The 26505-nt window shown below is 53.2% G+C and carries 24 protein-coding genes, 1 pseudogene and 1 other annotated feature; of the genes and pseudogenes, 21 read left to right on the top strand and 4 right to left on the bottom strand.

What is annotated here, in order from left to right:
- Nucleotides 1-8 precede the first annotated feature (8 nt).
- From DI14_RS13940 to DI14_RS13930, 3 genes are read left to right on the top strand one after another with little or no spacing between them, the layout of a single operon-like run.
- The gene (locus DI14_RS13940; RefSeq protein WP_034809632.1) at nucleotides 9-1148 is read left to right on the top strand and encodes a cysteine desulfurase family protein; all 1140 of its coding nucleotides are present in this window, start codon (nucleotides 9-11) and stop codon (nucleotides 1146-1148) included.
- The gene (mnmA, locus tag DI14_RS13935) at nucleotides 1145-2266 is read left to right on the top strand and encodes a tRNA 2-thiouridine(34) synthase MnmA (RefSeq protein WP_034809629.1); all 1122 of its coding nucleotides are present in this window, start codon (nucleotides 1145-1147) and stop codon (nucleotides 2264-2266) included. Before DI14_RS13940 ends, mnmA begins: the two co-directional genes overlap by 4 nt.
- A 10-nt stretch (nucleotides 2267-2276) precedes the next feature.
- Nucleotides 2277-2936 carry a lipopolysaccharide assembly protein LapB gene (locus DI14_RS13930; protein WP_034809626.1) on the top strand — a complete coding sequence of 220 codons (660 nt, stop codon included), beginning with the start codon at nucleotides 2277-2279 and terminating at the stop codon, nucleotides 2934-2936.
- Between the two features lie 56 nt (nucleotides 2937-2992).
- On the opposite strand, the gene DI14_RS13925 is transcribed toward DI14_RS13930, so the two are convergent.
- Nucleotides 2993-3268 (bottom strand): hypothetical protein, encoded by a 276-nt coding sequence (locus DI14_RS13925; RefSeq protein WP_034809624.1) that lies wholly within the window; start codon nucleotides 3266-3268, stop codon nucleotides 2993-2995.
- 62 nt (nucleotides 3269-3330) lie between these two features.
- Nucleotides 3331-3879, bottom strand: a complete 549-nt coding sequence (locus DI14_RS13920; RefSeq protein ID WP_034809622.1) for a VOC family protein — start codon at nucleotides 3877-3879, stop codon at nucleotides 3331-3333.
- 118 nt (nucleotides 3880-3997) lie between these two features.
- Between DI14_RS13920 and DI14_RS13915 the strand changes: the two genes are divergently transcribed.
- From DI14_RS13915 to DI14_RS13845, 15 genes and pseudogenes are all read left to right on the top strand, one after another.
- Nucleotides 3998-4720, top strand: a complete 723-nt coding sequence (locus tag DI14_RS13915; RefSeq protein WP_034809620.1) for a hypothetical protein — start codon at nucleotides 3998-4000, stop codon at nucleotides 4718-4720.
- Nucleotides 4721-4787: 67 nt separating this feature from the next.
- Nucleotides 4788-6998 (top strand): ATP-dependent RecD-like DNA helicase, encoded by a 2211-nt coding sequence (locus DI14_RS13910; protein WP_200871124.1) that lies wholly within the window; start codon nucleotides 4788-4790, stop codon nucleotides 6996-6998.
- Between the two features lie 309 nt (nucleotides 6999-7307).
- Complete coding sequence (gene alaS, locus DI14_RS13905; RefSeq protein WP_034809619.1) at nucleotides 7308-9947, top strand: alanine--tRNA ligase; 2640 nt, start codon at nucleotides 7308-7310, stop codon at nucleotides 9945-9947.
- A gap of 37 nt (nucleotides 9948-9984) precedes the next feature.
- Nucleotides 9985-10251 carry an IreB family regulatory phosphoprotein gene (locus tag DI14_RS13900; protein WP_024369914.1) on the top strand — a complete coding sequence of 89 codons (267 nt, stop codon included), beginning with the start codon at nucleotides 9985-9987 and terminating at the stop codon, nucleotides 10249-10251.
- A 1-nt stretch (nucleotide 10252) separates the two neighbouring features.
- The gene (ruvX, locus tag DI14_RS13895) at nucleotides 10253-10675 is read left to right on the top strand and encodes a Holliday junction resolvase RuvX (RefSeq protein ID WP_034809618.1); all 423 of its coding nucleotides are present in this window, start codon (nucleotides 10253-10255) and stop codon (nucleotides 10673-10675) included.
- Between the two features lie 13 nt (nucleotides 10676-10688).
- A complete protein-coding gene (locus DI14_RS13890) occupies nucleotides 10689-10985 on the top strand; it encodes a DUF1292 domain-containing protein (protein WP_024369916.1) in 297 nt (98 codons plus the stop codon).
- 70 nt (nucleotides 10986-11055) lie between these two features.
- On the top strand, nucleotides 11056-12198 hold the full coding sequence (gene mltG, locus DI14_RS13885; RefSeq protein WP_081825914.1) for an endolytic transglycosylase MltG: 1143 nt from the start codon (nucleotides 11056-11058) through the stop codon (nucleotides 12196-12198).
- A 65-nt stretch (nucleotides 12199-12263) separates the two neighbouring features.
- Nucleotides 12264-12905, top strand: a complete 642-nt coding sequence (locus tag DI14_RS13880) for an O-methyltransferase (protein WP_051622738.1) — start codon at nucleotides 12264-12266, stop codon at nucleotides 12903-12905.
- A 16-nt stretch (nucleotides 12906-12921) separates the two neighbouring features.
- A pseudogene (gene udk, locus DI14_RS13875) lies at nucleotides 12922-13556 on the top strand (uridine kinase).
- A gap of 66 nt (nucleotides 13557-13622) precedes the next feature.
- A complete protein-coding gene (gene greA, locus DI14_RS13870) occupies nucleotides 13623-14096 on the top strand; it encodes a transcription elongation factor GreA (protein ID WP_029595793.1) in 474 nt (157 codons plus the stop codon).
- Between the two features lie 54 nt (nucleotides 14097-14150).
- Nucleotides 14151-14855 carry a 5'-methylthioadenosine/S-adenosylhomocysteine nucleosidase gene (gene mtnN, locus DI14_RS13865; RefSeq protein ID WP_034809617.1) on the top strand — a complete coding sequence of 235 codons (705 nt, stop codon included), beginning with the start codon at nucleotides 14151-14153 and terminating at the stop codon, nucleotides 14853-14855.
- Nucleotides 14856-14930: 75 nt separating this feature from the next.
- Nucleotides 14931-15890 (top strand): beta-ketoacyl-ACP synthase III, encoded by a 960-nt coding sequence (locus DI14_RS13860; RefSeq protein ID WP_034809616.1) that lies wholly within the window; start codon nucleotides 14931-14933, stop codon nucleotides 15888-15890.
- Nucleotides 15887-17119 carry a beta-ketoacyl-ACP synthase II gene (gene fabF, locus DI14_RS13855; RefSeq protein ID WP_034809614.1) on the top strand — a complete coding sequence of 411 codons (1233 nt, stop codon included), beginning with the start codon at nucleotides 15887-15889 and terminating at the stop codon, nucleotides 17117-17119. Before DI14_RS13860 ends, fabF begins: the two co-directional genes overlap by 4 nt.
- 66 nt (nucleotides 17120-17185) lie before the next feature.
- The gene (locus DI14_RS13850) at nucleotides 17186-18718 is read left to right on the top strand and encodes a peptide ABC transporter substrate-binding protein (protein WP_034809612.1); all 1533 of its coding nucleotides are present in this window, start codon (nucleotides 17186-17188) and stop codon (nucleotides 18716-18718) included.
- 205 nt (nucleotides 18719-18923) lie between these two features.
- Nucleotides 18924-20588 (top strand): peptide ABC transporter substrate-binding protein, encoded by a 1665-nt coding sequence (locus tag DI14_RS13845; protein WP_034809611.1) that lies wholly within the window; start codon nucleotides 18924-18926, stop codon nucleotides 20586-20588.
- A gap of 89 nt (nucleotides 20589-20677) precedes the next feature.
- Here the strand turns inward: DI14_RS13845 and trpS are convergent, their stop codons facing one another.
- Nucleotides 20678-21676, bottom strand: coding sequence for a tryptophan--tRNA ligase (trpS, locus tag DI14_RS13840; RefSeq protein ID WP_034809610.1), 999 nt, complete (start codon nucleotides 21674-21676; stop codon nucleotides 20678-20680).
- Between the two features lie 47 nt (nucleotides 21677-21723).
- Nucleotides 21724-21932: a binding site (T-box leader), on the bottom strand.
- A 46-nt stretch (nucleotides 21933-21978) separates the two neighbouring features.
- Nucleotides 21979-22347, bottom strand: a complete 369-nt coding sequence (locus DI14_RS13835) for a DUF3899 domain-containing protein (RefSeq protein WP_034809609.1) — start codon at nucleotides 22345-22347, stop codon at nucleotides 21979-21981.
- A gap of 270 nt (nucleotides 22348-22617) precedes the next feature.
- Between DI14_RS13835 and DI14_RS13830 the strand changes: the two genes are divergently transcribed.
- From DI14_RS13830 to opp3C, 3 genes are all read left to right on the top strand, one after another.
- Complete coding sequence (locus DI14_RS13830; RefSeq protein WP_034809608.1) at nucleotides 22618-24234, top strand: peptide ABC transporter substrate-binding protein; 1617 nt, start codon at nucleotides 22618-22620, stop codon at nucleotides 24232-24234.
- 302 nt (nucleotides 24235-24536) lie between these two features.
- Nucleotides 24537-25463, top strand: a complete 927-nt coding sequence (gene opp3b / locus DI14_RS13825; protein ID WP_034809607.1) for an oligopeptide ABC transporter permease — start codon at nucleotides 24537-24539, stop codon at nucleotides 25461-25463.
- Nucleotides 25463-26488: an oligopeptide ABC transporter permease gene (gene opp3C, locus DI14_RS13820; protein ID WP_029335551.1), complete on the top strand. Its 1026-nt coding sequence runs from the start codon at nucleotides 25463-25465 to the stop codon at nucleotides 26486-26488. Before opp3b ends, opp3C begins: the two co-directional genes overlap by 1 nt.
- The last annotated feature ends 17 nt before the right edge of the window (nucleotides 26489-26505 follow it).

Here is a 26505-nt window from a genome sequence, read left to right as displayed (position 1 = left end):
TGAAAACAATGAACTATTTTGACCACGCCGCCACGACCCCGATGCGTTCCGAAGTGCTCGAGGCGATGACGCCATACTTTTTAGCACAATACGGTAACCCGTCGAGTATTCACGGAATCGGTCGGACGGCTCGAGCCGCGCTCGACGACTCTCGTCGCACGCTCGCCCGATTCGTCGGGGCGACACCGAACGAAATCGTGTTCACGTCAGGCGGAACCGAATCGGATAACTATGCGTTATTCGGTGCGGCCGAGGCGAATGCGCATAAAGGAAAGCACATCATCACGACGAAAGTCGAGCATCACGCCGTCCTCCACGCCATGGAACAGCTTGAGCGCGATGGGTTTGAAGTGACGTATCTCGATGTCGATTCGACGGGTGCGGTCTCAGTCGAGGCGGTTCGGGCGGCGCTACGGGAAGACACGATTCTCGTCTCTATCATGTATGGGAACAACGAGGTCGGGACGATCCAACCGATTGCCGACATCGGTGAAATTCTGATTGATCACCAAGCGCTCTTCCACACGGATGCTGTCCAAGCACTCGGGACGGAAGCGATTGATGTCAAAGCGCTCGGAATCGATTTATTGTCGGCCTCGGCTCACAAAATCAATGGGCCGAAAGGTATCGGTTTTCTTTTTATGAAAACAGGTGTAAAATTAGCGACGCGTTCTTTTGGAGGCCAACAAGAACGGAAACGTCGAGCCGGCACGGAAAACGTTCCGGGTGCCGTCGGGTTTAAAACAGCGGCAGAACTCATCATGGTCGAGCGTTCAGAGCGGGTCGAACAGTATCACGGATTGGCCGAGGCGTTGCTTCAACGCCTTGACGCCCTTGAGGTCGAGTATGAGGTGAACGGGTCGAACCGTCTGCCGCATATCGTTAACTTGTACCTTCCGGGTATTGACCTCGAACCGTTCCTGATCATGATGGACATGCGCGGTGTCGCCATCTCGAGCGGCAGTGCTTGCACGGCCGGATCGATTGAACCTTCGCACGTCTTGACGGCCATGTTCGGCGCGTCGGAGCGGACGAAACAATCGGTCCGGATCAGTTTCGGACAAGGCAATACGAGGTACGACGTGGAGCAACTCGCGGAACGGCTTGCTGAGGTCGTCTCGACATTCACGAACGGAGTGAGGAAATGAATTTACGAACGAAAGCCCCTGAGGAGACGACGGTCGTCGTCGGGATGTCAGGCGGCGTCGATTCATCGGTGACAGCCCATCTGTTAAAAGAACAAGGGTACAACGTCATCGGGATCTTTATGAAAAACTGGGACGACACGGACGAGAACGGTGTATGTACCGCGACCGAAGACTATGAAGACGTCATCGCCGTGGCGAACCAAATTGGAATTCCGTACTATGCGGTCAATTTCGAGAAAGAGTATTGGGACCGGGTGTTTGAGTATTTCTTGGCCGAGTATCGGTTGGGTCGGACACCGAACCCGGACGTCATGTGTAACAAAGAAATCAAGTTCAAGGCGTTCCTTGACCACGCGCTCCGTCTCGGTGCCGATTTCGTCGCGACGGGCCATTATGCGCGTGTCGACTTCATCGATGGGGAACACCGACTTCTCCGTGGAAAAGACGACAACAAGGATCAGACCTACTTCTTGAACCAATTGTCGCAAGACCAACTTGCACGGACGATGTTCCCAATCGGACATATGGATAAGAAGGACGTGCGCGTCATCGCCGAAGAGGCGGGGCTCGCAACGGCGAAGAAGAAAGATTCGACGGGCATATGCTTCATCGGCGAACGAAACTTTAAAGAGTTTCTCTCGGAGTACTTGCCTTCACAACCAGGCGAAATGCAGACGCTCGACGGTGTCGTCAAAGGGCGCCACGACGGGCTGATGTATTACACGCTCGGTCAACGTCACGGTCTTGGCATCGGTGGCGACGGGGACCCATGGTTCGTCGTCGGCAAGAATGTTGAAGAGAATATTCTGTATGTCGGCCAAGGCTTCCATCATGACGCACTTTATTCAGACGCACTCCTCGCCTCGAAACTTTCGTGGACGGGTACCGTTCCAGCAGCGGAGTTCCGGGCGACGGCGAAGTTCCGCTACCGTCAACAAGACGTACCGGTGACGATCGCGCCGCTCGAGAACGGCGAAGTGCTCGTCAAGTTCGACGAGCCACAACGCGCCATCACGCCAGGCCAGGCCGTCGTCTTCTATGACGGCGATATCTGCCTCGGCGGTGCGACGATTGATGAAGCGTATCGATCTGGAAAACGACTCGACTATATCGGATGAGGTGATGACGATGAACGCAAACGAATTAGGCATCCAAGCGATGCAGCAAGGTGAGTTCGAACAAGCGGCGAAGCAATTTAACGCCGCGATTGAGACCGACCCGTCGGACCCGACCGGTTACGTCAACATGGGGACGCTTCTCCAGGCGATCGGGGACCACGAGCGGGCCGTCGTCTTTTACGACAAGGCGCTCGAACTCGACAACGCGTTCGGCGCGGCCCACTACGCGAAAGGCACACTCGCCTATGAGCTCGAACAGCTCGACTTGGCCGAGTCGTCACTTCGCCAGGCGCTCCTTGCCGGGATGAACGACGCGGACCTGCACTTCATGCTCGGTTTGACGTACAAGGCGATGGGCGACTTCGTCCGCGCCTTGCCACGTCTGAAGGAAGCGCAAGCACAGTCGCCAGAAGACGTCGAGATTTCGTTCCAGTACGGACTCGCGCTCGCACAGAACGAACAGCTCGATTTGGCCGTCGAGGCGCTCGAGCACACGCTCGACCTCGACGCGAGCCACACGGACGCGCGCTACAACTTGGCGATTGCCTATGCGTTCCTCGGTGAACAAGACAAGACGTACGCCGAGCTCGAACGCGTGCTCGAACTGCAACCGGACCACGCGCTCGCGTATGACGCGAAAGCGAAAATGGACGAGTTGCTCGGGAATTGAATTAAGAAAGCGCCCCTGCGAAAAAATCGCGGGGGCGCTTTCTGTTCGTCTCCATGTCAGGTCACAAGTTCTAGCGTGAACCAGACGAATAAGTTCAGTATCGTCAATAACAGCGTACAGGCGAGCGCGAGATAGCTCCATAAGACACGTTTACCTGATTTAGCCCGGCGTACGCCGTCCATCAAAATGAGAAGAATCGCACCGAGTGAGACGAACGACAAGGCAGCGAACGAAGTCGGACGATCGAGTGTGGGAAACGCATCGATCTCAAAATATAGTCCGAGCGTGAGCATGCTTAACCCAGCCATGATAAGGAGCGGGAAGAAGCGCATAAAACACAACCTTTTCCATTTTCTCTCATCTTATCATGTGCCCCATTCGACATCTATCGATTTCATAATTGCTTCGTCGTGATTTTCACCGGCTCGCCACCGAACTTCTCATACGCCTCGTCCATGTTTTTCGTATACAGCTCGATGACGTTTTTGCTCGGATCTTTGAAGTAGGCGGAGCGTTCTTTCCCGTTGACGGTCTCGTCTTCGTCCCACGTCCGTAGTTTCGTCGGGATACCGGAATCGTTTAACACGTCGAGCGCTTGATCAAACGAGTCCATCGGCACGTAAAACGCGCAGTGGACGTGGGAGCCCCCTTCGTCATACAGCGTCTCCCATTCGGTCACGTCTTGGCGTCGGTTCGCATCTTCCTCTTCCGTGAAGTCGCGCTTTAACCATAGCCCGAGACGCGTGTTACCGCCGACGTATAACCACGTCGCCCAAGGCTCGTCCGCGTGTTCTTGCGCCTCGCTCGGCTCCGCGTCGTCGCCGACCCACTGCTCGACGACCGGAAGACCGAGCTTGCCGTGCCAAAAGTCGACCGCCTCCGCCATATCTGTCACTTCTAATACGAGTTCACATAGCCCGGTAATTGGAATCCGTTTTGTCATGCGTCATTCCTCCTTCGTAGGTTCACTCGAACAGTTCCCTGTTTGATTCAAGGAAAAACGTGCGTAGTCACCTGCACGTTCGGGAAATGGACAAGGAACGAAAGGAAGGAGAGACATTATGCGAATCATTAGTCTACTAAGCGTTATCTTATTTTTTGTCGTCGAATGGTTCATGCTTGGACGCATGTTCACCGCGATTGACAACCGATTGGCGGCCGGAGAATGGACGAATAACGTGTTCTATCGCGTCATCATCGAATCAGAACGGGCGACGGCGACACTTCTCATTTTGTTTGCGACGTTTTTCGTCATCGGACTTCTTATGCATTGGGTGCTCTCGACGAATCGGTCGTTTCGACAATCACTCGGTGTCGTCGGCATCGGCTGGACGGTCCCGCTCGCGCTCGCCATCATCGCGTGGATTGTCCCGAACGCATATCTCCAACTCGGGCTACTCGTATTGCAAATTTCGTTTATTCCACTCATCCCGTTCATCGATCAAACGTTGCGGCTCGGTCACGTTCTATTGAACTGGGGAGTTCACATCGCAGCAAGTGGGCTTGTCCTGCTCATTCAACGCCTTTCGCTTGAAAAGCTGTTCCGGGTCGAGCGGACCGAGCTGCTCGAACGTTTACAAGGTTACGTCAATACAGGCGAACTGGAACGGTTCGAACGGTTGCTCGAACGAGTCGATGTGGCCCAACTCGAACGGTTATTCAATACGGTCGACATCGATCAGCTTGAGCGGCTGTTGAATCGGGTCGACATCGACCAATTGATTCGTCTCCTCGAACGTGTCAATCTCAATCAGCTTGAGCAAATCCTGAACTTGTTCAGTTAGGCGATTTGTTCTCCTCTTCCGAATCGGGCTATAATGGGGGATGGAAAACTAGCTGGGGGTGGCTCACATGATGGCAGCACCTTACGAGTTGACAGGAAAAGTCATCCGCGTCCTGTTTCAATCGGAAGAAGAAGCGCACACGATCGCGCTTGTACGTATAAAAGAAAAAAACTTTGAGACCGACGAGACCGAGATGGTCATCGCCGGAGTCGGTGTCGGCATCGAGAAAGGCGAGACGTATAAGGCGCACGGCCGTCTGGTCGATCATCCACGGTTCGGCAAACAGATGAAGGCGGATTGGATTCGCCGCGTCGTCCCGATGACGAAACGAGCGGCCGTCCGCTTTTTGACGAACGGTTCGTTTCCGGGCATCGGGCAAAAGACGGCGCAAAAGATTGCCGATACGCTCGGTGACGACTGCATCGACCAAATCGTCAAACATCCGAGCGTTCTCTCGAACGTTGACGGGTTGAAAGAGAAACAAGCCCGTGTCATCACGGAACGGTTGAACGTCTTGTATGGCGTCGACCAATTGCTGTTGTTCTTGGCCCCGTTCGACGTGACGCCACGGCTCGCCTCGAAGATTCATAAAGAATATGAAGGACGGGCGATGGAGACAATCGAGAAGAACCCTTATGCGCTCATGTACGATGTGCCAGGGATCGGCTTCAAGACGGCCGACGCCATCGCGGCACATTTTGGAATTCAAGGCATCCATCCGGAGCGGATCGCCGCCGCCGTCTTGTACGTGCTCGAACTCGAGCAAGGGAACGGGCACTTGTTCGTCACGTCGGACCAGCTCCACCGCGAGATGCCACGTATCATCGGCGGTGACCCGGGCGATGCGCTCGTGGCCGCGCTCGAGACGCTCGCCCAAGACGAACGCATCATCGTTGAAGATGGGGTCGTCTACCATCCGCGCGTGTATCGGGCTGAACGAAAGGCGGCCGAAGAACTTGCCCGCATCATGTCGACCTCGACGACGGAAGACGTCGATATGGCGACAATTTTCGATGCCGTCGGTCGCGTCGAGGAGATGTTCTCCATCGAGTACGCGAAACAACAGCGCGAGGCAATCGAGCTCGCGTTGAAATCGCCGCTCATGGTGCTTACCGGCGGACCTGGAACGGGGAAGACGACGGTCGTGCGCGGGATTATTCACGCGCTGAGCGACGTCTTCGACTGGAAACTTGAACCGGTACCGAACCAGCCGTTCCCGTTCGTCCTCGCCGCACCGACCGGACGGGCCGCGAAACGGCTCAGTGAATCGACCGGGCTCCCGGCTTCGACGATTCACCGGTTGTTAAAGTTCGATGGCAGTTCGTTCCAAGTCGATGACACGAACCCGCTCGTCGGGAAAGTGCTCATCGTCGACGAGGCGTCGATGATTGACATCTTCTTGTTCCGGAGCCTGCTCCGGGCCGTGCCGAACGGGATGAAGATTCTTTTCGTCGGTGACCGCGACCAACTCCCTTCGGTCGGGCCTGGTCAAGTGCTCGCCGATTTGATGTCGACCGACGGCATCCCGGTCGTCCGTCTCGATGTCGTCCATCGGCAGGCGTCCGAGTCGAGCATCCTCCGTTTGGCGCATGCGCTCAACGCGAAACAGATGCCGGACGACTTACTGGCGGCGCTTCCGGACCGGCGCTTCTATACGGCGAACCAAGAGACGGCGCTCCAAGCGATCTGTCAGATGGCCGGGGCTGCACTCCGAAAAGGCTATTCACCGTTTGATATCCAGATTCTCGCGCCGACGTATCGTGGCGTCTGCGGCATCGATGGACTGAACGAGGCGCTTCAAAACGTGTTCAATCCGAAGTCGACGGCGAGGGAAGTGAAGCACGGTAACCGGACGTATCGGAACGGGGACAAAGTGCTCCAGCTCGTCAATAACGCCGAGGAGAACGTCTATAATGGGGACATCGGGGAGATCACGAACATCTTTTACGCGAAAGAGAACGTCGACAAGGTCGATAAGATTTATATCCGCTTCGACCAAATCGAGGTCGAGTACAATCGGAGCGAATGGGACCAGTTCACCCACGCCTACGCCATCACGATTCATAAGTCACAAGGATCCGAGTTCCCGATCGTCCTTATGCCCGTCTTCTTCAACGGTGGGTTCCGCTCGTCGCGCAACTTGATTTATACGGCCGTCACGCGCGCGAAGAAGAGTTTACTCCTCTTTGGCGACGTCCGCGCACTCGAGGCGGCGACACGGGAAGAAGAGCCGGTGCGCCGGACGAAGCTCGTCGAACGGCTCGGCGGCAAGTCTTGACGAACGCATGAACACGTGTGATAATGACCAATAGAAAACTGAAACGATTAAAGACGATGAAAGAACCGAGTACGTCGTCACCGCCTCATCAGAGACATCTTCCTAGGCTGCGAGAAGATGGGGGTCGGCCGACCGAAGCTAGTCTGGAGTCCCCACTCATCCTGGGCGCCTCATCCACGTTATCGGATGTTCGAGGCACGGCTTTGCCGTGCGAACGAGGGTGGTACCACGAAGCGATGCTTTCGTCCCTTTCCATAGGGATGGACATCGCTTTTTTTTCGTTTCGTTCAGAATAAGGAGGAATTGTTGATGAAACCGCTCAAACCATTAACTGGCGCACAGATTCGCCAAATGTATTTAGATTTCTTCAAATCAAAAGGACATTCGGTCGAACCGAGCGCTTCGCTCGTACCGGTCGAGGATCCGACACTGCTTTGGATCAACTCGGGCGTCGCGACGCTTAAAAAATATTTCGATGGTCGCGTTATTCCAGCCAACCCGCGAATCGTCAACGCACAGAAGTCGATTCGGACGAACGACATCGAGAACGTCGGAAAGACGGCTCGTCACCATACGTTCTTCGAGATGCTCGGAAACTTCTCGGTCGGGGAGTACTTCCGTGAAGATGCGATCAAGTGGGGCTGGGAACTTCTCACGAGCGATGAGTGGTACGGACTCGACCCGGACCGCCTCTCCGTGACGATTCACCCGGAAGACGAAGAAGCGAAACGTATCTGGATCGAGCTCGGCGTACCGGCTGACCGGATCATCCCGCTCGAAGAAAACTTCTGGGAAATCGGGGAAGGCCCGTCTGGCCCGAACACGGAAATCTTCTTCGACCGCGGCCCGTCGTTCGGTGACGACCCGACCGACCCGGAACTCTACCCGGGCGGCGAGAACGAGCGCTACCTCGAGATTTGGAACATCGTCTTCAGTCAGTTCAACCATGACGGGCACGGCAACTATACCGAGCTCCCACGGAAAAACATTGATACGGGGATGGGTCTTGAGCGAATGGCGAGCGTCATGCAAGACGTGCCGACGAACTTCGACACAGACCTGTTCATGCCGATTATCCGCGAGACAGAGAAAATCAGCGGCGAGACGTATCGTGCCGACAGCAGTAAAGACGTGGCGTTCAAAGTCATCGCCGACCATATCCGGACCGTATCGTTCGCGATCGGGGATGGGGCACTCCCATCGAACGAAGGCCGTGGCTACGTGCTCCGTCGTCTCCTCCGTCGTGCCGTTCGTTACGCGAAGATGCTCGGAATCGAGCGTCCGTTCATGTATGAGCTCGTCGACGTCGTCGGCGACATCATGGTCGACTTCTACCCTGAGGTCCGTGAGAAGAAAGACTTCATCAAGAAAGTCGTCAAAAACGAGGAGGAACGGTTCCACGAGACGCTTCATGACGGCCTTGCCATCTTGAACGAAGTCGCGAAAGCGCAAAAAGCGACTGGGTCGAACGTCATCAGTGGGGAAGACGCGTTCCGTCTTTACGACACGTACGGTTTCCCGCTCGAGTTGACGATCGAGTACGCGGAAGACCATAACCTCTCGGTTGACGAGGACGGCTTCAAACAAGCGATGAACGCACAGCGTGAGCGGGCCCGCATGGCGCGCGCCGACGTTGAGTCGATGCAAATCCAATCGGGTGTACTCGCAGACATCACGCTCGAATCGTCGTTCATCGGCTATAAGAATCTCGGCACAGAGGCGAAAATCGTCAGCTTGATTCATGACGGTGAGCTCGTCGACGTCGTCGCAGCCGGAGAGGAAGCCCAAGTCATCCTCGACCAGACGCCATTTTACGCGGAGAGCGGCGGTCAAATCGGGGACAAAGGTCAAATCGTCGGGTCGGACTTCGTCCTTCACGTCAAAGACGTCTCGAAAGCGCCGAACGGTCAAAACTTGCATACGGTCACGGTCACGTCGGGCATCGCTAAGGCGGAAGTCGCAGTGACGGCAACGGTCGATCAAGACGCACGTCAAGCGATCATCAAGAACCACACGGCGACACACTTGTTGCATCGTGCCTTGAAAGACACGCTCGGCGAGCACGTCAACCAAGCCGGTTCCCTTGTGACGGCGGATCGTCTCCGCTTCGACTTCTCGCACTTCGGTCAAGTGACGGCAGAAGAGCTTCAGGCGATTGAACGTCAAGTGAACGAACGCATCTGGGCATCGATTGGTGTCGACATCGAAGAGATGAACATCGCCGACGCGAAAGCGAAAGGTGCGATGGCGCTCTTCGGTGAGAAGTATGGGGACGTCGTCCGCGTCGTCGCGGCCGGAGACTCGGTCGAGCTTTGCGGTGGTTGCCACGTCGGCAACACGGCTGAAATCGGACTCTTCAAAATCTTGTCGGAGTCAGGGATCGGTGCCGGTACACGACGCATCGAGGCCGTCACAGGAGCGGGCGCATACGAAGTCATGAACCAGCAAATCGAGACGCTCGAATCGGCAGCAAAACTGCTCAAGACAAAACCGCTTGAAGTGCCGACACGTGTCCAGGCGCTCCAAGCCGAGTTGAAAGACGTGGAACGTGCGAACGAGTCGCTCAAAGCGAAGCTCGCGAACATCGAAGCGGCGTCACTCACGGATGCGCTTGAAACGATTCAAGGGGTCCAGTTGATTGCCAAACGCGTCGACGGCCAAGACATGGACGCGCTCCGCGGCATGGTCGATGAGTTGAAAGGCAAGCTCGGCTCAGCCGTGATCATCCTCGGCTCGGCGAACGGCGACAAAGTCAATCTCGTCGCCGGTGTGACGAAAGACTTGAACGACCGTGGCTTCCACGCCGGAAAACTGATTAAAGAAGTCGCGACACGTTGCGGTGGCGGCGGTGGCGGTCGCCCTGATATGGCGCAAGCCGGAGGCCGTGATGCGACAAAACTCGATGAAGCATTGAAGTTTGCTTCACATTACGTCGAATCACTGGCATAATAGAATGTGAAGTGCAAACGGAAAGAGGTGGATTCTTGTGAGCCAAATGGATCGCACGATGCAATTCAATTTTCCAGAAGATGATAATCGAGCCAACACTCGGGAGACACTGATCACGGTGTATAAAGCGCTCGAGGAAAAAGGCTACCAACCGATCAATCAAATCGTCGGATATTTGTTGTCAGGTGACCCTGCCTACATCCCGCGTCATAACGATGCGCGAAACTTGATTCGCAAAATCGAACGAGACGAACTGCTCGAAGAGCTGGTCAAATCGTATTTGAACGATCGTAGAGAGGATTAATATGAAGCGAGTCATGGGGCTTGATGTCGGGTCGAAGACGATTGGGGTCGCCGTGAGCGACCTCATGGGCTGGACGGCACAAGGTGTGGAGACGGTCTACTGGACCGAGCCGGACTTTGACGAGGCCGTCCGTCTGCTCCGACCAATCATCGAGCAGTACGAAGTGAAAGAAGTCGTTGTCGGTCTCCCGAAGAACATGAACGGGACGATCGGGCCGCGAGGCGAGGCGTCAGAGGCGTTTGCCGCTACCCTCACCGAGGCCACGGGCTTACCGACGATTTTAGTCGATGAGCGCCTGACGACGATGCAAGCGGAGCGGATGCTCATCTCGGCAGACGTCAGCCGCAAAAAGAGAAAAGCGGTCATCGATAAGATGGCGGCGGTCATGATTTTACAAAACTACCTGGATCGTTCAGGGAAATAAGGAGGAATTACTCATGGCAGAAATCCGTCGTGAAGAAGAAATGTACCGTATTCCAGATGAAAATGGAGACGAGCATTTATTTGCAGAAATTTTCCGGATGACGAGCGACCGCTCGAAGAAGACGTTTGTCGTTCTCGAGCCGGTTGGCAACCCGGAGACAGAAGATGAAGATACAATCGAAGTATACGCGTTCGAAATCGAAGAACTTGAAGATGGCGAATTCATCTTGAAGCTCGTCGAAGACGATGACGACTTCGAAGAAGTCATGGAAGCATTCGACATCGTCAACGACGAAGTCGGTTTAGACTAATACGTGGACGGGCGGCTAGGGGAAACCCTCGTCGCCCATCTTCATAAAAGAAGAACAGGGGAGAACATGCATGAACTATCCATCGATGTCAGATGAGAAGCGTGCACGAAGCCGGATCGTTCGTCGTATCACGGTGATTATCCTTGCTGTCTTTCTTCTTGTCATCGCCACCGGTGCTGCCGTCTCGTACGCATTCGTAAAACGGTCACTTGAGCCCGTGGACCCGACATCGACTGAAACGGTCGAAGTCGAGGTGCCACTCGGTGCAGGCTCAGGGTACATTGGCGAACTACTCGAAGAGAATGGACTCGTGAGGAATAGCGCGATTTTCCGTCTTTACACACGGTTTAAAAATGAATCATCGTTCCAAGCGGGGACGTACACGTTATCCCCGTCACAGTCGCTTGACGAGATGATCGCAACGCTGAAGACCGGCAAAGTGATCGTCGTTCCAGATATCCGATTGACAATTCCAGAAGGGTTCACGATTGACCAAGTCATCAAACGGCTTGCGAACGTCGCTGAGATTCCGGAAGAAGAAATTTCGGCTCAATTGAGTGACAAGGAGTATATCGCTTCTCTTGTCGCGGAACACGAGATGTTGACAGACGAAGTGTTAGCGGAAGGCATTTACCATCCGTTAGAAGGTTACTTGTTCCCGGCAACGTACGAGTTCGATAAAGGGGTCACGCTCACGCAGATCATCGATGAGATGTTAAAGCCGACCGAACAGCTCTACAACGAGAACAAGGCGGCGCTCGAAGCAGCGGGACGGACGTTCCATGAGACGCTCGCGCTCGCGTCAGTCGTCGAAAAAGAAGCGGTCTCGACGGAAGACCGTCAAGAGATCGCCGGTGTGTTCGAAAACCGTCTAGCGGACGGCATGCGGCTCCAGTCGGACCCGACCGTTTGGTACGGGACGGGAGAGACATCGATCTTCACATCGTTCAACGACTTACAAAACGATTCGCTTTATAACACGTACAAGTATGCCGGCATCCCGATCGGTCCAATCGCATCGGTCAGCCGGGACGCGTTCGCCGCGACGCTCAACCCGAACGACACAGCAAACTTCTATTTCTATGCACGGCCGCCTCGTGAGGGGTTCCCGAACGGCGAAGTATTGTTTGAAGTGACGTACGAGGAACACCAGCAGAACGTGAACCAGTACCGTCCGGAATGGGAAGCGTTCGAAGCAGCAAACAACAATTGACGGCATCGACCGGAAGCACTCGCTTCCGGTCGTTTGAATGAATAGAGAGGTAGAGGTGTCAGAAAGTGGAACATGCATCCTATGAAGGCTATGTGGAACAGTTGGTCACGCCTCGGTCGCCGCTCTTAGCGGAGATGGAGGAGTTCGCCCGCATCCATCACGTGCCAATCATGGACTTGACCGGGTCGGAAGTGCTGTTGTCGCTCCTCGCGATGCAGCGTCCGGTCCGGATTCTTGAGGTCGGGACGGCCATCGGCTATTCGGCCATCCGGATGGCGGAGCTGTTGCCGTCCGCTGAAATCGTCACGATCGAACGGAACGCGCGTCGCCATGAAGAGGCGTTATCGTTCATCGGTCGCTCTGACATGAAGGACCGAATCACGGTCATCCATGGCGATGCCGTCGAGTTGATCGGTTCGATTGAAGGGCCGTTCGACGCCGTCTTCATCGATGCGGCGAAAGGACAGTATCAAAAGTTTTTCGATGGGTATGGCGCTTTAGTACCGATTGGTGGTACGATTTACAGCGATAATTTATTTTTACGAGGCGACGTCTTGCTTGAAGACGTGTCGGTGCTTGACCGCCGCCGCCGCAGGCTCGTCCGTCTCGTGAAAGAGTTTACTGAGCAATTGATGGCACGGACCGATTATCATACCGCAATTTTGCCCCTTGGTGATGGCCTAGCAATCAGTCGTAAATTACGATGAGGAGGATTCAACTTTGATGCAACATAAACCCGTCATTATCGGCGTGGCCGGGGGACCGGGTCAGGAAAGACGACCGTTGCCCGCGCGCTCGTGGATGCGTTCAAAGGACAATCGGTCGTCATGATCGAGCAAGACGCGTACTATAAAGATCAATCGGAGATGACGATGGAGGAACGGTATAAGACGAACTATGACCACCCGTTCGCCTTCGACAACGATCTATTAATTGAGCATATTCAACAGCTACAAGAGCACAGAGCGATCGAGAAGCCGGTATATGATTATGCGGCCCACACGCGCTCAGACAAGACGATTTTGATCGAACCGGTCGACGTCGTCATCGTCGAAGGGATTTTGGCGCTCGAGGACGACCGTCTCCGTGACTTGATGGACATTAAAGTGTTCGTCGATACCGATGCCGACGTCCGCATCTTACGCCGGATGCAACGCGACTTGAATGAGCGGGGCCGCTCGATCGACTCGGTCGTCGCCCAGTACACGAACGTCGTCCGTCCGATGCACTTGCAGTTTTGCGAGCCGACGAAGCGTTACGCGGATATCATCGTCCCAGAAGGCGGCGAGAACTTCGTCGCCATCGATTTGCTCGTGACGAAGATTCGTTGGGTGCTCACGGAGCGCAATCGCGCCTAATAAATAAATCGTTTTCAATTTATGCCTAGCTGTAATATACTAGGAGACAATGAAGGAGTGACAGAAATGGCTGAAAAACAACATTACATGACGTTAGACGGAAAAGCGAAAATCGAGAATGAATTGAACGAACTGAAGACGGTACGCCGTAAAGAAGTCGTTGAAAATATTAAAATCGCACGTGACTTCGGCGATTTGTCGGAGAACGCTGAGTACGACGCTGCAAAAGAAGAACAAGCGATGGTCGAAGGCCGAATCGCGCAACTTGAAGAGATGCTCCGGAACGCGGTCATCATTCAAGACGATGTGGCGGACAACTCGATGGTCGCGATCGGCAAGACGGTGACGTTCTTCATCCAAGAAGACAACGAAGATGAGACGTACACAATCGTCGGTGGCGCAGAGGCCGATCCGTTCACAGGCAAAATCTCGAACGAATCGCCAATCGCGAAGGCGCTTCTTGGCCGTACGGTCGGGGATGTCGTCAACGTACAGACACCTGGCGGCGACATGGTCGTCGAAATCAAAGAAATCAAGTAACGCAAACGAGCGACATCCATTTGGACGTCGCTCTCTTTCTGAGGAGGAATGGACATGAAAATCGGGATTATCGGAGCAATGGAAGAAGAAGTGAACTTGCTTCGTAACGAATTGACAGAGCGTACGGACACGGAGATCGCGAGCTATCACTTCTATGAAGGCTACCTCGGCAACGTCGAGGTCGTCATTTTGAAGTCGGGCATCGGGAAAGTGAACGCGGCCATCGGCACGACGCTTCTCATCGACAAGTTCAAGCCGGACGTCGTCATCAACACCGGCTCAGCGGGCGGTTTCAAAAAAGGAATGAAAGTCGGCGACGTCGTCGTCTCGACAGAAGTAAGACATCACGACGTCGACGTGACGGCGTTCGGTTACGAGTACGGACAAGTACCAGGCATGCCAGCGGCGTATCCGGCTGATGCGCGACTCATGGACGTCTGTAAAGAAGTGATTGAGAACTTGCCTGACGTGAACGTGCATACCGGACTCATCGTCACAGGAGATTCGTTTATCAACGACTCGAAACGTGTCGCCGAGATTCTCGGACATTTTGACGGTGTCGCCGCCGTCGATATGGAAGCCGCGCCGATCGCCCAGACGTGCTATCAGTTCGGTGTCCCGTTCGTCGTCACGCGCTCCATCTCGGATAGTGCTGACGAGGAAGCGAATTTGTCGTTTGATGAATTTTTAGAAACGGCTTCGATTAACTCTGCGAAAATGGTCATGGCCGTGACGAAACGACTCGGTCAAGGTGAATAATTGAGAGGGATGCGTTGACATCCCTTTTTTATTCCCTTATATTAGTACCAGATACTAAGAATAGGGGTCATCATTATGAACATTGGAATCATCGGCATCGGTTCGTTCCTTCCGACAAACCGTGTCACGAACGTCGATTTGGAAAAACGAATGGATACGAGCGACGAATGGATTCGGACCCGGACGGGGATTGAAGCGAGACACTTGGCCGATTCGGATTTGACGGTAGCCGACATGGCCACCCACGCAGCGGAACGTGCACTTAAGAGCGCGGGCGTCTCCATCGAAGATATCGACGCCATCGTCTGTGCGACCGCGACAGCACCGTCATTCCCAGCGACCGCGTGTCTCGTCCAAGCGAACCTTGGCGCCAAGCGTGCCGTCGCCTTCGACGTCAGCGCGGCTTGTAGCGGCTTCATCTTCGCGATGGATACGGCGAAAGGCTTGATGGCGTCGAAAGGCTTTAAAAAGACGCTCGTCATTGGCGCCGAGAAGATGGGCAATCTCATCGATTGGGACGATCGATCGACGGCCGTCTTGTTCGGAGACGGTGCCGGTGCCGTCGTCTTAGGCGAGGACGAGGTCGCCTCGGTCGACTCCATCATTCTCGGCAGCGACGGGACGGGTGGGAAGTATTTATATGAGAACGACGAAGGCAAAATTGTTATGAACGGTCGCGAAGTGTTCAAGTTCGCCGTCCGTAAAATGCCAGACATCGTCGTCGAGGCGCTCGAACAGGCCGGCAAGACGATTCAAGATATGGACGTGCTCGTCCCGCACCAAGCGAACCGCCGTATCATCGAGGCGGCGATCGAGCGGTTAGGGCTAGCTGAAGAGAAAGTCGTCGTCACAATTCAAGACCATGCGAACACGTCGGCCGCCTCAATCCCGCTCGCACTTGCCGAAGCGGTAAAGAGTGGAAAGGTTCAGGCCGGTCAGACGGTCGTCATCGCCGGCTTCGGTGCCGGGCTCACTTGGGGAGCGAGCTGTTTAACTTGGAATAACGCTAACATCACGGAGGAGATTAGGACATGAAACGAGTAGTCATTACAGGGTTAGGTGTTGTATCACCGCTAGGCAACGACGTCAACGAGATGTGGGGACGGTTATTGAACGGGGACAACGCCGTCGACACGTTGACAAAGATCGATATCGACCAATATCCGGCAAAAGTCGGGGCCGAGGTCAAGTCGTGGGACATCAGCCATTTGGTGGAGCCAAAAGAGATCCGCAAGATGGACTCGTTCATCCAATACTCGATTTTAGCAGCAGACGCCGCCCATAAAGACAGCGGCCTCGACGTAGCGGCCATCCCGAATCAAGTCGGGACGTGGATTGGGAGCGGCATTGGCGGGGTCGAGACGATTGACAAACAGTCGACGGTCCTTCACGAACGTGGACCGCGCCGCATCAGCCCGTTCTTCATCCCGATGATGATTCCGAACATGGCGAGCGGCCAAGTGTCGATTTATCTCGGGGCGAAAGGGCCGAGCAACTGTTCGGTCACAGCATGTGCGTCGGGGACGAACTCGATTGGGGAAGCGTTCCGCGTCATTCAGCGCGGCGACGCGCTCGCGATGTTCGCCGGCGGTGCGGAAGCACCGATCACGCCACTCTCGTTCGCGGGATTCTGTGCGAACAAGGCGCTGTCGACGAACCCGGACCCTGAGACGGCATGTCGTCCGTTCGATGAGAACCGAGACGGCTTCATCATGGGCGAGGGTGCCGGCGTGCTCGTTCTCGAGGAATACGAGCATGCGAAAGCGCGTGGCGCGAAGATTTATGCGGAAGTCGTCGGTTACGGCATGAGCTCGGACGCGTACCACATCACGGCACCGTCACCAGAAGCCGAAGGCGGTTCGAAAGCGATGAGTGAGGCGCTTCGTGACGCGGGCATTCGCCCGGAGGACGTTCAATATATCAACGCCCACGGAACGAGCACACCGCTCAACGATATGCTCGAGACGAAAGCGATTCGGAACGTGTTCGGGGAACACGCCGACAACCTCGCGGTCAACTCGTCGAAATCGATGATCGGGCATTTGCTCGGGGCAGCAGGCGGGGTCGAGGCTGTCATCACGGCGCTGTCGATTCATGAAGGCAAGATTCATCCGACGATCAACTGTGCGTCACCTGCACCAGACTGTGACCTCGACTACGTTCGAGACGGAAATCGGGAACTTGACATCCAGTATGCACTTAGCAACTCACTTGGCTTCGGGGGCCATAACGCGACGCTCGCGTTCGCGAAAGTGACAGACTAATAGTAGAAATTCGTTACAGAAACGGGTAGGGTATAAGGGTTGGACTAACAGAGAGGAGAATGCGTGATGAAACGATTTTTCATCGGTGCCGCCTTGTTAGTTTCAGTCCTTATCCTTTTTTTCTTTCTTTGGAACGGACAACGAGACGCGGCGAAAGAACTAGCACCACCTGAAGAGCAAGTCGTGACGATTCACGGGGAGACGCTCCCGGAGCAACCGAACGTATTGCTCGCCATCGACCCGAGTTCGCAGACGATTTTATCGCATTTATATGAAGGCTTATATCGTTTCGGGAAAGACGGGACGATCGAGCCGGGGCTCGTGGAGACGATGACGCGCACGGACGACGGGACGACGTATACGTTCACGTTAAAAGACAGTCAGACGTCAAGCGGAGAAGCCGTCACGGCGGAAACGTTCGTCAATCATTTCCGGACGCTCGCTGACGATGACACGAATTCGCCGTTCAGTTTCTTCTTAGAAGATGTCGTGAACGGGAAAGCGGTCAGCCTCGGCACGGCAGAGCCGGAGACGCTCGGCGTGACGGCGATCGATGATTCGACACTTGAAGTGACCCTCGAGCGACCGATGGAAGGGTTCGAGGAAATACTCGCCATGCCGGCCTTCTTGCCACAGCCGGCGATTGGTGAATGGACTGCGCTTGACGGCAATGGCCCGTTCCATATCGAGGCGATGGACGCGGCACAAGTGACGCTCGTGAAAAATGAGAACTATCACGCGGCAGAGGACGTCACGATCGAACGCGTCGTCGTCCGAACGGAAACGGCGCTCGCGACTGAAACGAACGGGATGCATCCTGTCCCGTATGGAACCGATGAGGCCGATCTCGAGTCATGGGAAGGGAAACTCGTCGACATCCCGCGTAGCGGCATCTTCTATTTGAAGCCAAACGTCGAAGAGTATCCGTTCGACGATGTGGAATTTAGACGGAGCCTTGCTCTCGCCGTCGATCGGGAGGCGATTTCACCGAAACTCGCCCGGGCCGAACGAACGACTGAACGCTTGCTCGTCATCGATGAGACGGAAGCGAACACGACCGTTGATGGAGAAGCGGCCGAGACGTTCGAGTCCGTGAAGGAACGGTTGCAGCAAGAAACGATTGAGATTGAGCTTCTCAGTTTCGTCGATGATGAAGCAAGACAAATTGCCCAGTCCATCAAACAAAATCTTGAGCAACTCGATGAGCTCACCGTCAACATCGTCGAACTTCCGCTCGGCGAGAAAGTTAGTAAAGAAGTCGCAGGGGACTATGCGCTGTCGCTCTCTGGGTGGCAGCCGGATTATCCCGCTCTCAGCGCTTACTTGACTCAGTTCGAGACGGACAACGTGTTAAATTCGAGCGGCTATGCAGACGACACGTTCGACCGACTGATGACAGAAGCGCAGGCGACCGAGTCGAAACAAGCACGCGACGAAGCGTATCGTCAAGCCGAACGACACTTGCTTGAACAAGCCGTCGTTATTCCAATCTATCAAGCTGGAAGAACGTATGCCGTCGATGACCAATATGAGGAAATCGGTTTTCCAGTCATCGGTCCTTCGTACGTCCTACATTTTTCGAAAGTATATAAAAAATGAGCCGAAAGCCCGCTATTCTAGGCGGGCTTTTCGACTATGGTAAAAATTTTTTAGAAAAATCAAAATAAACACTTTGCAAAATTATCAGAATATTGTATTATTGCTTCAACGGGATTTTGGTAGCAAATTTTGTAAAGTGAAAAATGACTGAATTTTCTACCATCGTTCATTCTGTTAAACCGATAAAAATCAGGGGGTCATCGCAATGAATAAGAAAAAAGGTTTTGCTTTAGCAACGTCAGTAACGCTCATCTCGAGTGCGTTTCTAGCAGCTTGCTCGGGTGGGGACGACACAACAACGGACACAGGTTCAAACGGATCTGGTTCAGAAGGTACGCCGGATGAAGCGCAAGTCCTCAACTTGCTCGAAGGTTCAGATATTCCTTCACTTAACCCGACGCTCGCTACTGACTCAGTATCGTTTAACGTATTGAACAACGTTATGGAAGGTCTTTACCGCATGGACGAAGAAGACAACCCAACACCAGGTATGGCTGAGTCGCACGAAGTATCAGAAGACGGCTTGACGTACACGTTCAAAATCCGTGAAGGCGCGACTTGGTCAAACGGAGAGCCTGTAACGGCGAACGACTTCGAATACGGTTGGAAAGAAGTACTCAACCCAGACAACGGGTCACAATATGCTTACGTAATGTCAGTCATCGAAGGCGCTGAAGCGTATAACACAGGCGAAGGCGAGCGTGACGCTGTCGGTGTCACAGCTGTCGACGAGCAAACACTTGAAGTTAAATTGACAACTCCGGCTGACTACTTCCTCGGCCTCACAAGCTTCGGCGTATTCATGCCTAAACTTGAGTCGTTCGACCAAGAGCAAGGCGAGAACCTCGGTACGTCTGTCGAGACAACACTCTACAACGGACCGTTCAAACTCGAAAACTGGGAGCGCGAGCAAGGCTGGAAAATGGTTAAAAACGAAGAGTACTGGGATGCAGAATCAGTCAAACTTGACGAGATCAACTTCCGCGTCGTTAAAGAAGTCCAAACGGGCGTTAACTTGTTCGAAAACGGTGACGTTGACCGCACTGGCTTGACTTCTGAGCTCGTTGCCCAGTTCCAAGACAGCGAATACTTCTCAACTGTCCTTGAACCTACACTCTTCTACCTCCAATTCAACTCGGCTGTAGAAGCGCTTGACAACCAAAACATCCGTAACGCGATCGATCGCGCATACGATAAAGCAGCAATCTCAGAGACGCTCCTCGCGAACGGATCGATTCCTGCGAACTTCCTCGTACCGAAAGACTTCGTAACAGGTCCTGACGGTAACGACTTCCGTGACATCAACGGAGACATCGGTGGTTACAACGTGGAAGAAGCACAACAACTTTGGGAAGCTGGTCTTGAAGAACTCGGTACAGACACAGTTGAGCTTGAGCTCTTGAACTTCGACTCAGAGACTGCGAAACAAATCGGTGAGTTCATTAAAGGTGAACTCGAGAAGAACCTCGAAGGTATGACTGTCACAATCAAGCAACAGCCGTTCAACAACAAACTTGAACTTGAAAGCGCTGGCGATTTCGAAATGTCATTCGCTGGTTGGGGACCTGACTACCAGGATCCAATGACGTTCGTTGACCTATTCGTCACTGACGGACCATACAACCGTGGTAAGTGGTCGAACGAAGAGTTCGATGCACTCATCGAATCTGCGAAATCAAGCACAGATGCTGAACAGCGTTGGGCTGACCTCGCGGCAGCAGAGAAAATCGTTCTTGAAGAGAGCGCAATCTCACCAGTTTACCAACGTGGATCGGCTCGCCTCACGAAGCCATACGTGAAAAACCTCGTTGAACACGCGTTCGGCGCTGACTACTCGTACAAGTGGGCTTACATCGAAGGCAAAGAATAATCAAATATTTTCAAAAGAGAGACAGGGACGCCTGCCTCTCTTTTTTTGCATGAAAAAAACCGTCACCATGATGTTGGTGACGGTTTTGGTTACTTCACTTTGGCGCGTTTACGGCTGAGACCCATCGCCTTCTCGATTTTCGCGAGGTTCTTGTTGGCGACCGCTTCTGCCTTCTCACGGCCGGCATCGAGAATCGCATCGAGCTCGGCTGAATCGACGAGCTCGTGATAGCGGGCTTGAATCGGTTCGAGCAACGAGACGACCGCCTCGGAGACGTCTTGTTTGAACGTCCCATAATTCGAGTCTTTGTAGCGTTCGACGAGTTCGTCGATCGGTGTGTTCGTCGAGAGCGAATAGATTTCGAGCAAGTTCGAGATGCCCGGCTTGTTATCGCGGTCGAAACTAATGACACCGCTCGAATCGGTCACGGCACTCTTGATTTTTTTACGGATGACGTTCGGCTCATCGAGCATCGAGATATAGCCTTTTGCGTTCGCATCGGACTTCGACATCTTCTTCACCGGATTCGTCAAGCTCATGATGCGGGCGCCTTCTTTTTGAATGAGCGGCTCCGGAATCGTGAACGTCTCATAGTAGCGTTTATTGAACCGCTCCGCCAAATCGCGCGTCAGCTCGACATGTTGCTTTTGATCATCGCCGACCGGGACGAGCTCGGTCCCGTACAGGAGGATGTCCGCTGCCATGAGTGTCGGATAGATGAACAGACCAGCCCCGACGTTATCGCCGCCTTGCGATTTGTCTTTATATTGCGTCATCCGTCCGAGTTCGCCCATGCCAGAAATACACGTCAACATCCAGCCGAGCTGGGCGTGCGCTTTCACTTCCGATTGAACGAAAATCGTCGCTTTCTCCGGGTCGAGCCCGCACGCGAGATAGAGCGCTGCGAGTTTTCGTGTGTTGTCCATCAGTTCGAGACGGTCAAGCGGGACGGTGATGGAGTGAAGATCGACGACGCAGTAAAATGCATCGTGCTCGTCTTGAAGATCGACGAACTGTTTCATTGCCCCTAAGTAGTTCCCGAGCGTCACGACGCCGGTCGGTTTAATGCCTGAAAAGATTTTTGCCATGATTGCACCTCCAAAGAATATAAAAAACCGCGGTCTCCCGCCCGAATAATCGGGACGAATAACCGCGGTGCCACCCAAATTTGCATGCTTCCATGCCACTTGAACGCGTTAACGGGCGTGAGCCGTCTCGCCATACTCAAATTTCAGGCGAACCATTCCAAAGTCCATTCAACCGAATCGCTTCCATCTACTCGCAGCAACGTAGACTCTCTGGGGGAAGGGGGCTCGATTTACTTGTCTTCTTCATCATGTTTTTCTAGTTGCTGTCTTCAGTTTAGCATAAGGTTGAAAAGACGGGAAGGTCAAACGAACGATAGGACATACGACAAGATGACGGCGGCGATCCCGACCAAGATCCAACGTCGGGCGCTCTGTTTCCGCTCGGTCCGTTCTTCTGGTGTCACTTCCTCGTCTTCCTCATAGTCAGGGTCGATTTCTTTCAGTTTGGCCCGACGATTTCGTTTGAACCCGTACATGAACCCGTCGAATAAACCGGATGCCCCCATCTCAGAGAACATGCCAATCGCGAAGACGATCATCCCACCGACGAACAGCCCGCCACTGATGTGGAACAAAAACGTCTCCGGTCGATAATACGATGCGTACGACCAAATCGTATAGCCAATTGTGACAATTCCCAAAACGATTAATATCGCTCTAAACTTTTTCAATGTGTCAAACTCCTTTCAACGTGAAGCGTCGAACACGACTTCACCCTACATGGCTCTATGATACCTGTTGATGTGACGTTATGGCGAGAGTGAAGTTCAGAAAAATATTATGGTTCATCAATTAGTTGACAGTTAGATTAATTTTTTTTACAATAGCCCTAACGTTCTTTCGTCGGATACTTTATGAAATATTCAGAAAATTAAAGAAAAAGTAAGATGTTGCATCCGGCGATACGCTAACTACATAGATTCTGAAAGGGGACAATTACGATGAAGAAAAAATCGATTTTGCTCATGATGACGCTCATCTTGGCACTCGGTTCAGTACTCGCCGCCTGCTCGACTGGCGGAGACTCTGACGGCGGTTCGTCTTCGAACGGAGAAAAAGTACTTCGTTTGACGGATACGTCTGACATCACGACGGCCGACCCGGCCTTGGCAACGGATGCGGTCGCATTCAACTTGATCGCCAACACGATGGAGGGCCTCTACCGCTTAGACAAAGACGGTCAAGCCGTACCAGCGATGGCAGCAGGCGAGCCGGAATTGAATGAAGACGAGACAGTTTACACGTTCACGCTCCGCGATGCGGAGTGGTCAAACGGTGAGCCGGTCACAGCGAACGACTTCGTTTACGCATGGCAGCGCGCCGTCGACCCGGAGACAGGGTCACAGTACGCCTACATCATGAACACGATTAAAAATGCAGAGGCGATTAACGCGGGCGACCTTCCAAAAGAAGATCTCGGTGTGCAAGCAATCGATGAGAAGACGCTTGAAGTCACACTTGAGCGTCCAGACCCATCGTTCATCTCGCTCACGTCGTTCGGTACGTTCACGCCGATCAACGAAGCGTTCGCGACTGAACAAGGTGAAAACTTCGCGACGAACGTCGACAACCTCCTTTACAACGGTCCGTTCACATGGTCTGAATGGAACCGTGAACAAGGTTACGTTTTAACGAAAAACGATACGTATTGGGATAACGCCAACGTCGCGCTCGACAAGGTCGACGTCCGTGTCGTCAAAGAGACATCGACGGTCGTCAACTTGTACGAAGCAGGGGAAGTCGATTACGCTGGCCTCGCTTCTGAACAAGTCGCGGCTTTCCAAGACAGTGAAGACTTCAACACGGGACTCCGTTCGGCAGTCGGCTACTTCAAGTTCAACCACGAGGACGAAGTATTCGCTGATGTGAACGCCCGTAAAGCGGTCGCGCGTGCTGTTGATCCGGCCGGTATCATCGACCAGCTCTTGAACAACGGTTCGATTGCCACGACGTCGTTCATCCCGAAAGACTTCATCAAATATGAAGACGGCACGGATTACACGGAAGGACTTCAATACTTCGAAACGAATACAGACGAAGCGGCATCACTTTGGGAAGAAGCGACTGGCGGCGAAGAGATGACGATTGAACTGCTTTCATTCGACTCAGAAGTTTCAAAACAGATCTCGGAGTACATGAAAGACCAAATCGAGACGAACTTGCCAGGCGTGACGGTCACGATCGCGCAACAGCCTTTCAACAACAAGTTGGAGCGCGAAGCGAGCGGGGACTACCAGATGTCATTCGCCCTTTGGGGACCTGACTACCAAGATCCGCTTACAAACCTCGGCATCTTCACGTCGAACAACGGTCAAAACGACATCAACTACAGTTCAGCCGATTACGACCGTCTCATCGACGAAGCATCAGCTGAAACGTCAATCGATGCACGTTACGACAAGTTCAAAGAAGCAGAACAACTCTTGATCGAGCAAGACCAAGCGATTATGCCGATTTATCAAGCCGGCGTCGCGTACTTGATTCGTCCAAACGTTGAAAACTTCAACCGTCAACTATTCGGTGCTGATTACCAGTACAAATACGTCGACATCAATTAAAGAACGTGGGGGCATGCAAACGCATGTCCCCCGTTTTCTAAAAAAATCGGAATTGAGAGAAAACACTATTCAAATGTTTTGTTGGTAAAGTATAATGTAGTAACAGTGAAAATTCAGAATACTTCACAAAGTTTGATATTTTGGGTTTTCATATGCTGTACTAAGAGCCTTGAGATGACGTTTGACCTATTCTTTCAGAAAATTCCTTTCATTTTGTGAATTCAAGAATAGGGAAATATGTCATAGTGATGCTGTTGGTGCAAGCATAGACATATATTTAGAAAAACAGGGGGTTTTTATTTATGGGACGTTATCTTTTGCAGCGGCTGACTTACGGCCTCATCACGTTCTTCTTGATTGCGACGTTCACATTTTTCCTGATGGACCTGTTACCAGGGTCACCGTATCAAAACCAGGAAAAGCTGACGGAAACGCAAATCCAAATCTTAAACGAGCGTTACGGACTTAACGATCCGCTTCCAGTTCGTTATGCGACGTACATGGGGAACCTTGTACAAGGTGACCTCGGCGTGTCGTTCCGTACGGCCAACCGGCCAGTGACGGAATTAATTTTGGAGCGAATCGGTCCATCGGCCCAGTTAGGTGCTCAAGCATTGATACTCGGTACGTTCGTAGGACTATTGCTCGGGATCGTGGCGGCCATTCGTCACAACACGGTCATTGACTATGGTTCAATGTTCGTATCTGTTATCGGGATTTCCGTCCCGTCGTTCGTCTTTGCAGCCCTCCTTCAGTACTATGTGGGCGTAAAGTGGGGCATCTTGCCAGTCGCCTTCTGGGACTCACCGGCCCATACCATCTTACCGACCATTTCGTTGTCACTCGGTGTGACGGCATCGATTGCCCGTTTCGTCCGGACCGAGATGTTAGAAGTCACCGGACAAGACTATGTCACCCTCGCTAAAGCGAAAGGGCTGACAGGGAATGCGATCGTATGGAAACACATGGTTCGAAACGCGATCATCCCGGCCATCACAATTCTTGGACCGATGACAGCTGCCTTGTTGACAGGGACGTTCGTTATCGAGAAAATTTTTGCCGTGCCAGGGCTTGGTGAATTGTTCGTTACGTCGATTACGTTGAATGACTATTCGGTCATCATGGGAACGACTTTGTTCTTCTCGGCGCTGTTCATCTTGATCATTCTACTCGTCGATTTGCTCTACGGAGTCGTTGACCCACGTATTCGTCTTGGGGGGGATAACTGATGATTGAAAATAAAAAGAATTACGAGCAGTTCGACCAAGACATGTTCCAACCTGTCGAGATGAACGAACAGCTCGCTGAACGTATTGCAGGAAAAAGTTTAAACTTTTGGCAAGATGCATGGATGCGCTTAAAGAAAAACAAGGCGGCCATCATCTCGCTATCGGTTATTTTAATTCTCGTCGCTCTCGCGCTCTTTGGACCGATGCTTTCAGGACGCGACGCGTATACGCAAAACATCTCGCAAGCGAAACTTCCGCCAAAAGTCACAGGACTTGAATGGGCCGGATTTGACGGGATGGCCAACCTCGGTGGCCGTGACATCGACTTTTACGAACAAAAGAACGTCGAAGAGAACTACTGGTTCGGTACCGACTACCTCGGCCGTGATCTTTGGTCACGGATTTGGGAAGGGACACGGATCTCGCTCTTCATCGGTCTCGTCGCCGCCATCATCGATACAGTGATTGGTGTGGCGTACGGTGGTATTTCGGCTTACTTCGGTGGCCGCGTCGATAACATCATGCAACGGTTCGTTGAGATTTTGACAGGTGTACCAAACTTGATTTTGATTATCTTGTTCATCTTGATCTTTGACCCAGGGGTCTTCACCATCATCTTGGCGATGACGATCACCGGTTGGATTGGGATGAGTCGACTCGTCCGCGGTCAAATTTTGAAACTGAAAAACCAAGAGTTCGTATTGGCAGCCCGTACGCTCGGCGCTTCAAGCAACCGTTTGATCTTCAAACACTTGATCCCGAACACACTCGGTGCCATCATCATCACACTCATGTTCACGATTCCATCTGCCATCTTCTTCGAGGCATTCCTCAGCTTCATCGGGATCGGACTTCAACCGCCACAAGCGTCACTCGGTACGTTGATCAATGACGGATACAAAGAGTTGCGGACGTTCCCGTACCTCCTCGTCATCCCATCGACGATCATCGTCTTGCTCATGGTCAGCTTCAACTTGCTCGCCGACGGCTTGCGTGATGCGTTCGACCCGAAAATGCGTAAATAATTTAGAAAGAGGGGGAC

This window comes from Exiguobacterium sp. AB2, assembly GCF_000696055.1.
Lineage (GTDB): Bacteria > Bacillota > Bacilli > Exiguobacteriales > Exiguobacteriaceae > Exiguobacterium > Exiguobacterium alkaliphilum.
This window is presented reverse-complemented; position numbering and strand designations above follow the sequence as displayed.

Coding starts and splice junctions, on each gene's coding strand:
- mnmA (WP_034809629.1), top strand. CDS start 1,145: ATGAATTTACGAACGAAAGCCCCTGAGGAGACGACGGTCGTCGTCGGG.
- mtnN (WP_034809617.1), top strand. CDS start 14,151: ATGAAAATCGGGATTATCGGAGCAATGGAAGAAGAAGTGAACTTGCTT.
- fabF (WP_034809614.1), top strand. CDS start 15,887: ATGAAACGAGTAGTCATTACAGGGTTAGGTGTTGTATCACCGCTAGGC.
- ruvX (WP_034809618.1), top strand. CDS start 10,253: ATGAAGCGAGTCATGGGGCTTGATGTCGGGTCGAAGACGATTGGGGTC.
- DI14_RS13915 (WP_034809620.1), top strand. CDS start 3,998: ATGCGAATCATTAGTCTACTAAGCGTTATCTTATTTTTTGTCGTCGAA.
- DI14_RS13860 (WP_034809616.1), top strand. CDS start 14,931: ATGAACATTGGAATCATCGGCATCGGTTCGTTCCTTCCGACAAACCGT.
- mltG (WP_081825914.1), top strand. CDS start 11,056: ATGAACTATCCATCGATGTCAGATGAGAAGCGTGCACGAAGCCGGATC.
- DI14_RS13850 (WP_034809612.1), top strand. CDS start 17,186: ATGAAACGATTTTTCATCGGTGCCGCCTTGTTAGTTTCAGTCCTTATC.
- DI14_RS13925 (WP_034809624.1), bottom strand. CDS start 3,268: ATGCGCTTCTTCCCGCTCCTTATCATGGCTGGGTTAAGCATGCTCACG.
- greA (WP_029595793.1), top strand. CDS start 13,623: ATGGCTGAAAAACAACATTACATGACGTTAGACGGAAAAGCGAAAATC.
- alaS (WP_034809619.1), top strand. CDS start 7,308: ATGAAACCGCTCAAACCATTAACTGGCGCACAGATTCGCCAAATGTAT.
- trpS (WP_034809610.1), bottom strand. CDS start 21,676: ATGGCAAAAATCTTTTCAGGCATTAAACCGACCGGCGTCGTGACGCTC.
- DI14_RS13920 (WP_034809622.1), bottom strand. CDS start 3,879: ATGACAAAACGGATTCCAATTACCGGGCTATGTGAACTCGTATTAGAA.
- DI14_RS13845 (WP_034809611.1), top strand. CDS start 18,924: ATGAATAAGAAAAAAGGTTTTGCTTTAGCAACGTCAGTAACGCTCATC.
- DI14_RS13940 (WP_034809632.1), top strand. CDS start 9: ATGAACTATTTTGACCACGCCGCCACGACCCCGATGCGTTCCGAAGTG.
- opp3C (WP_029335551.1), top strand. CDS start 25,463: ATGATTGAAAATAAAAAGAATTACGAGCAGTTCGACCAAGACATGTTC.
- DI14_RS13830 (WP_034809608.1), top strand. CDS start 22,618: ATGAAGAAAAAATCGATTTTGCTCATGATGACGCTCATCTTGGCACTC.
- DI14_RS13910 (WP_200871124.1), top strand. CDS start 4,788: ATGATGGCAGCACCTTACGAGTTGACAGGAAAAGTCATCCGCGTCCTG.
- DI14_RS13890 (WP_024369916.1), top strand. CDS start 10,689: ATGGCAGAAATCCGTCGTGAAGAAGAAATGTACCGTATTCCAGATGAA.
- DI14_RS13930 (WP_034809626.1), top strand. CDS start 2,277: ATGAACGCAAACGAATTAGGCATCCAAGCGATGCAGCAAGGTGAGTTC.
- opp3b (WP_034809607.1), top strand. CDS start 24,537: ATGGGACGTTATCTTTTGCAGCGGCTGACTTACGGCCTCATCACGTTC.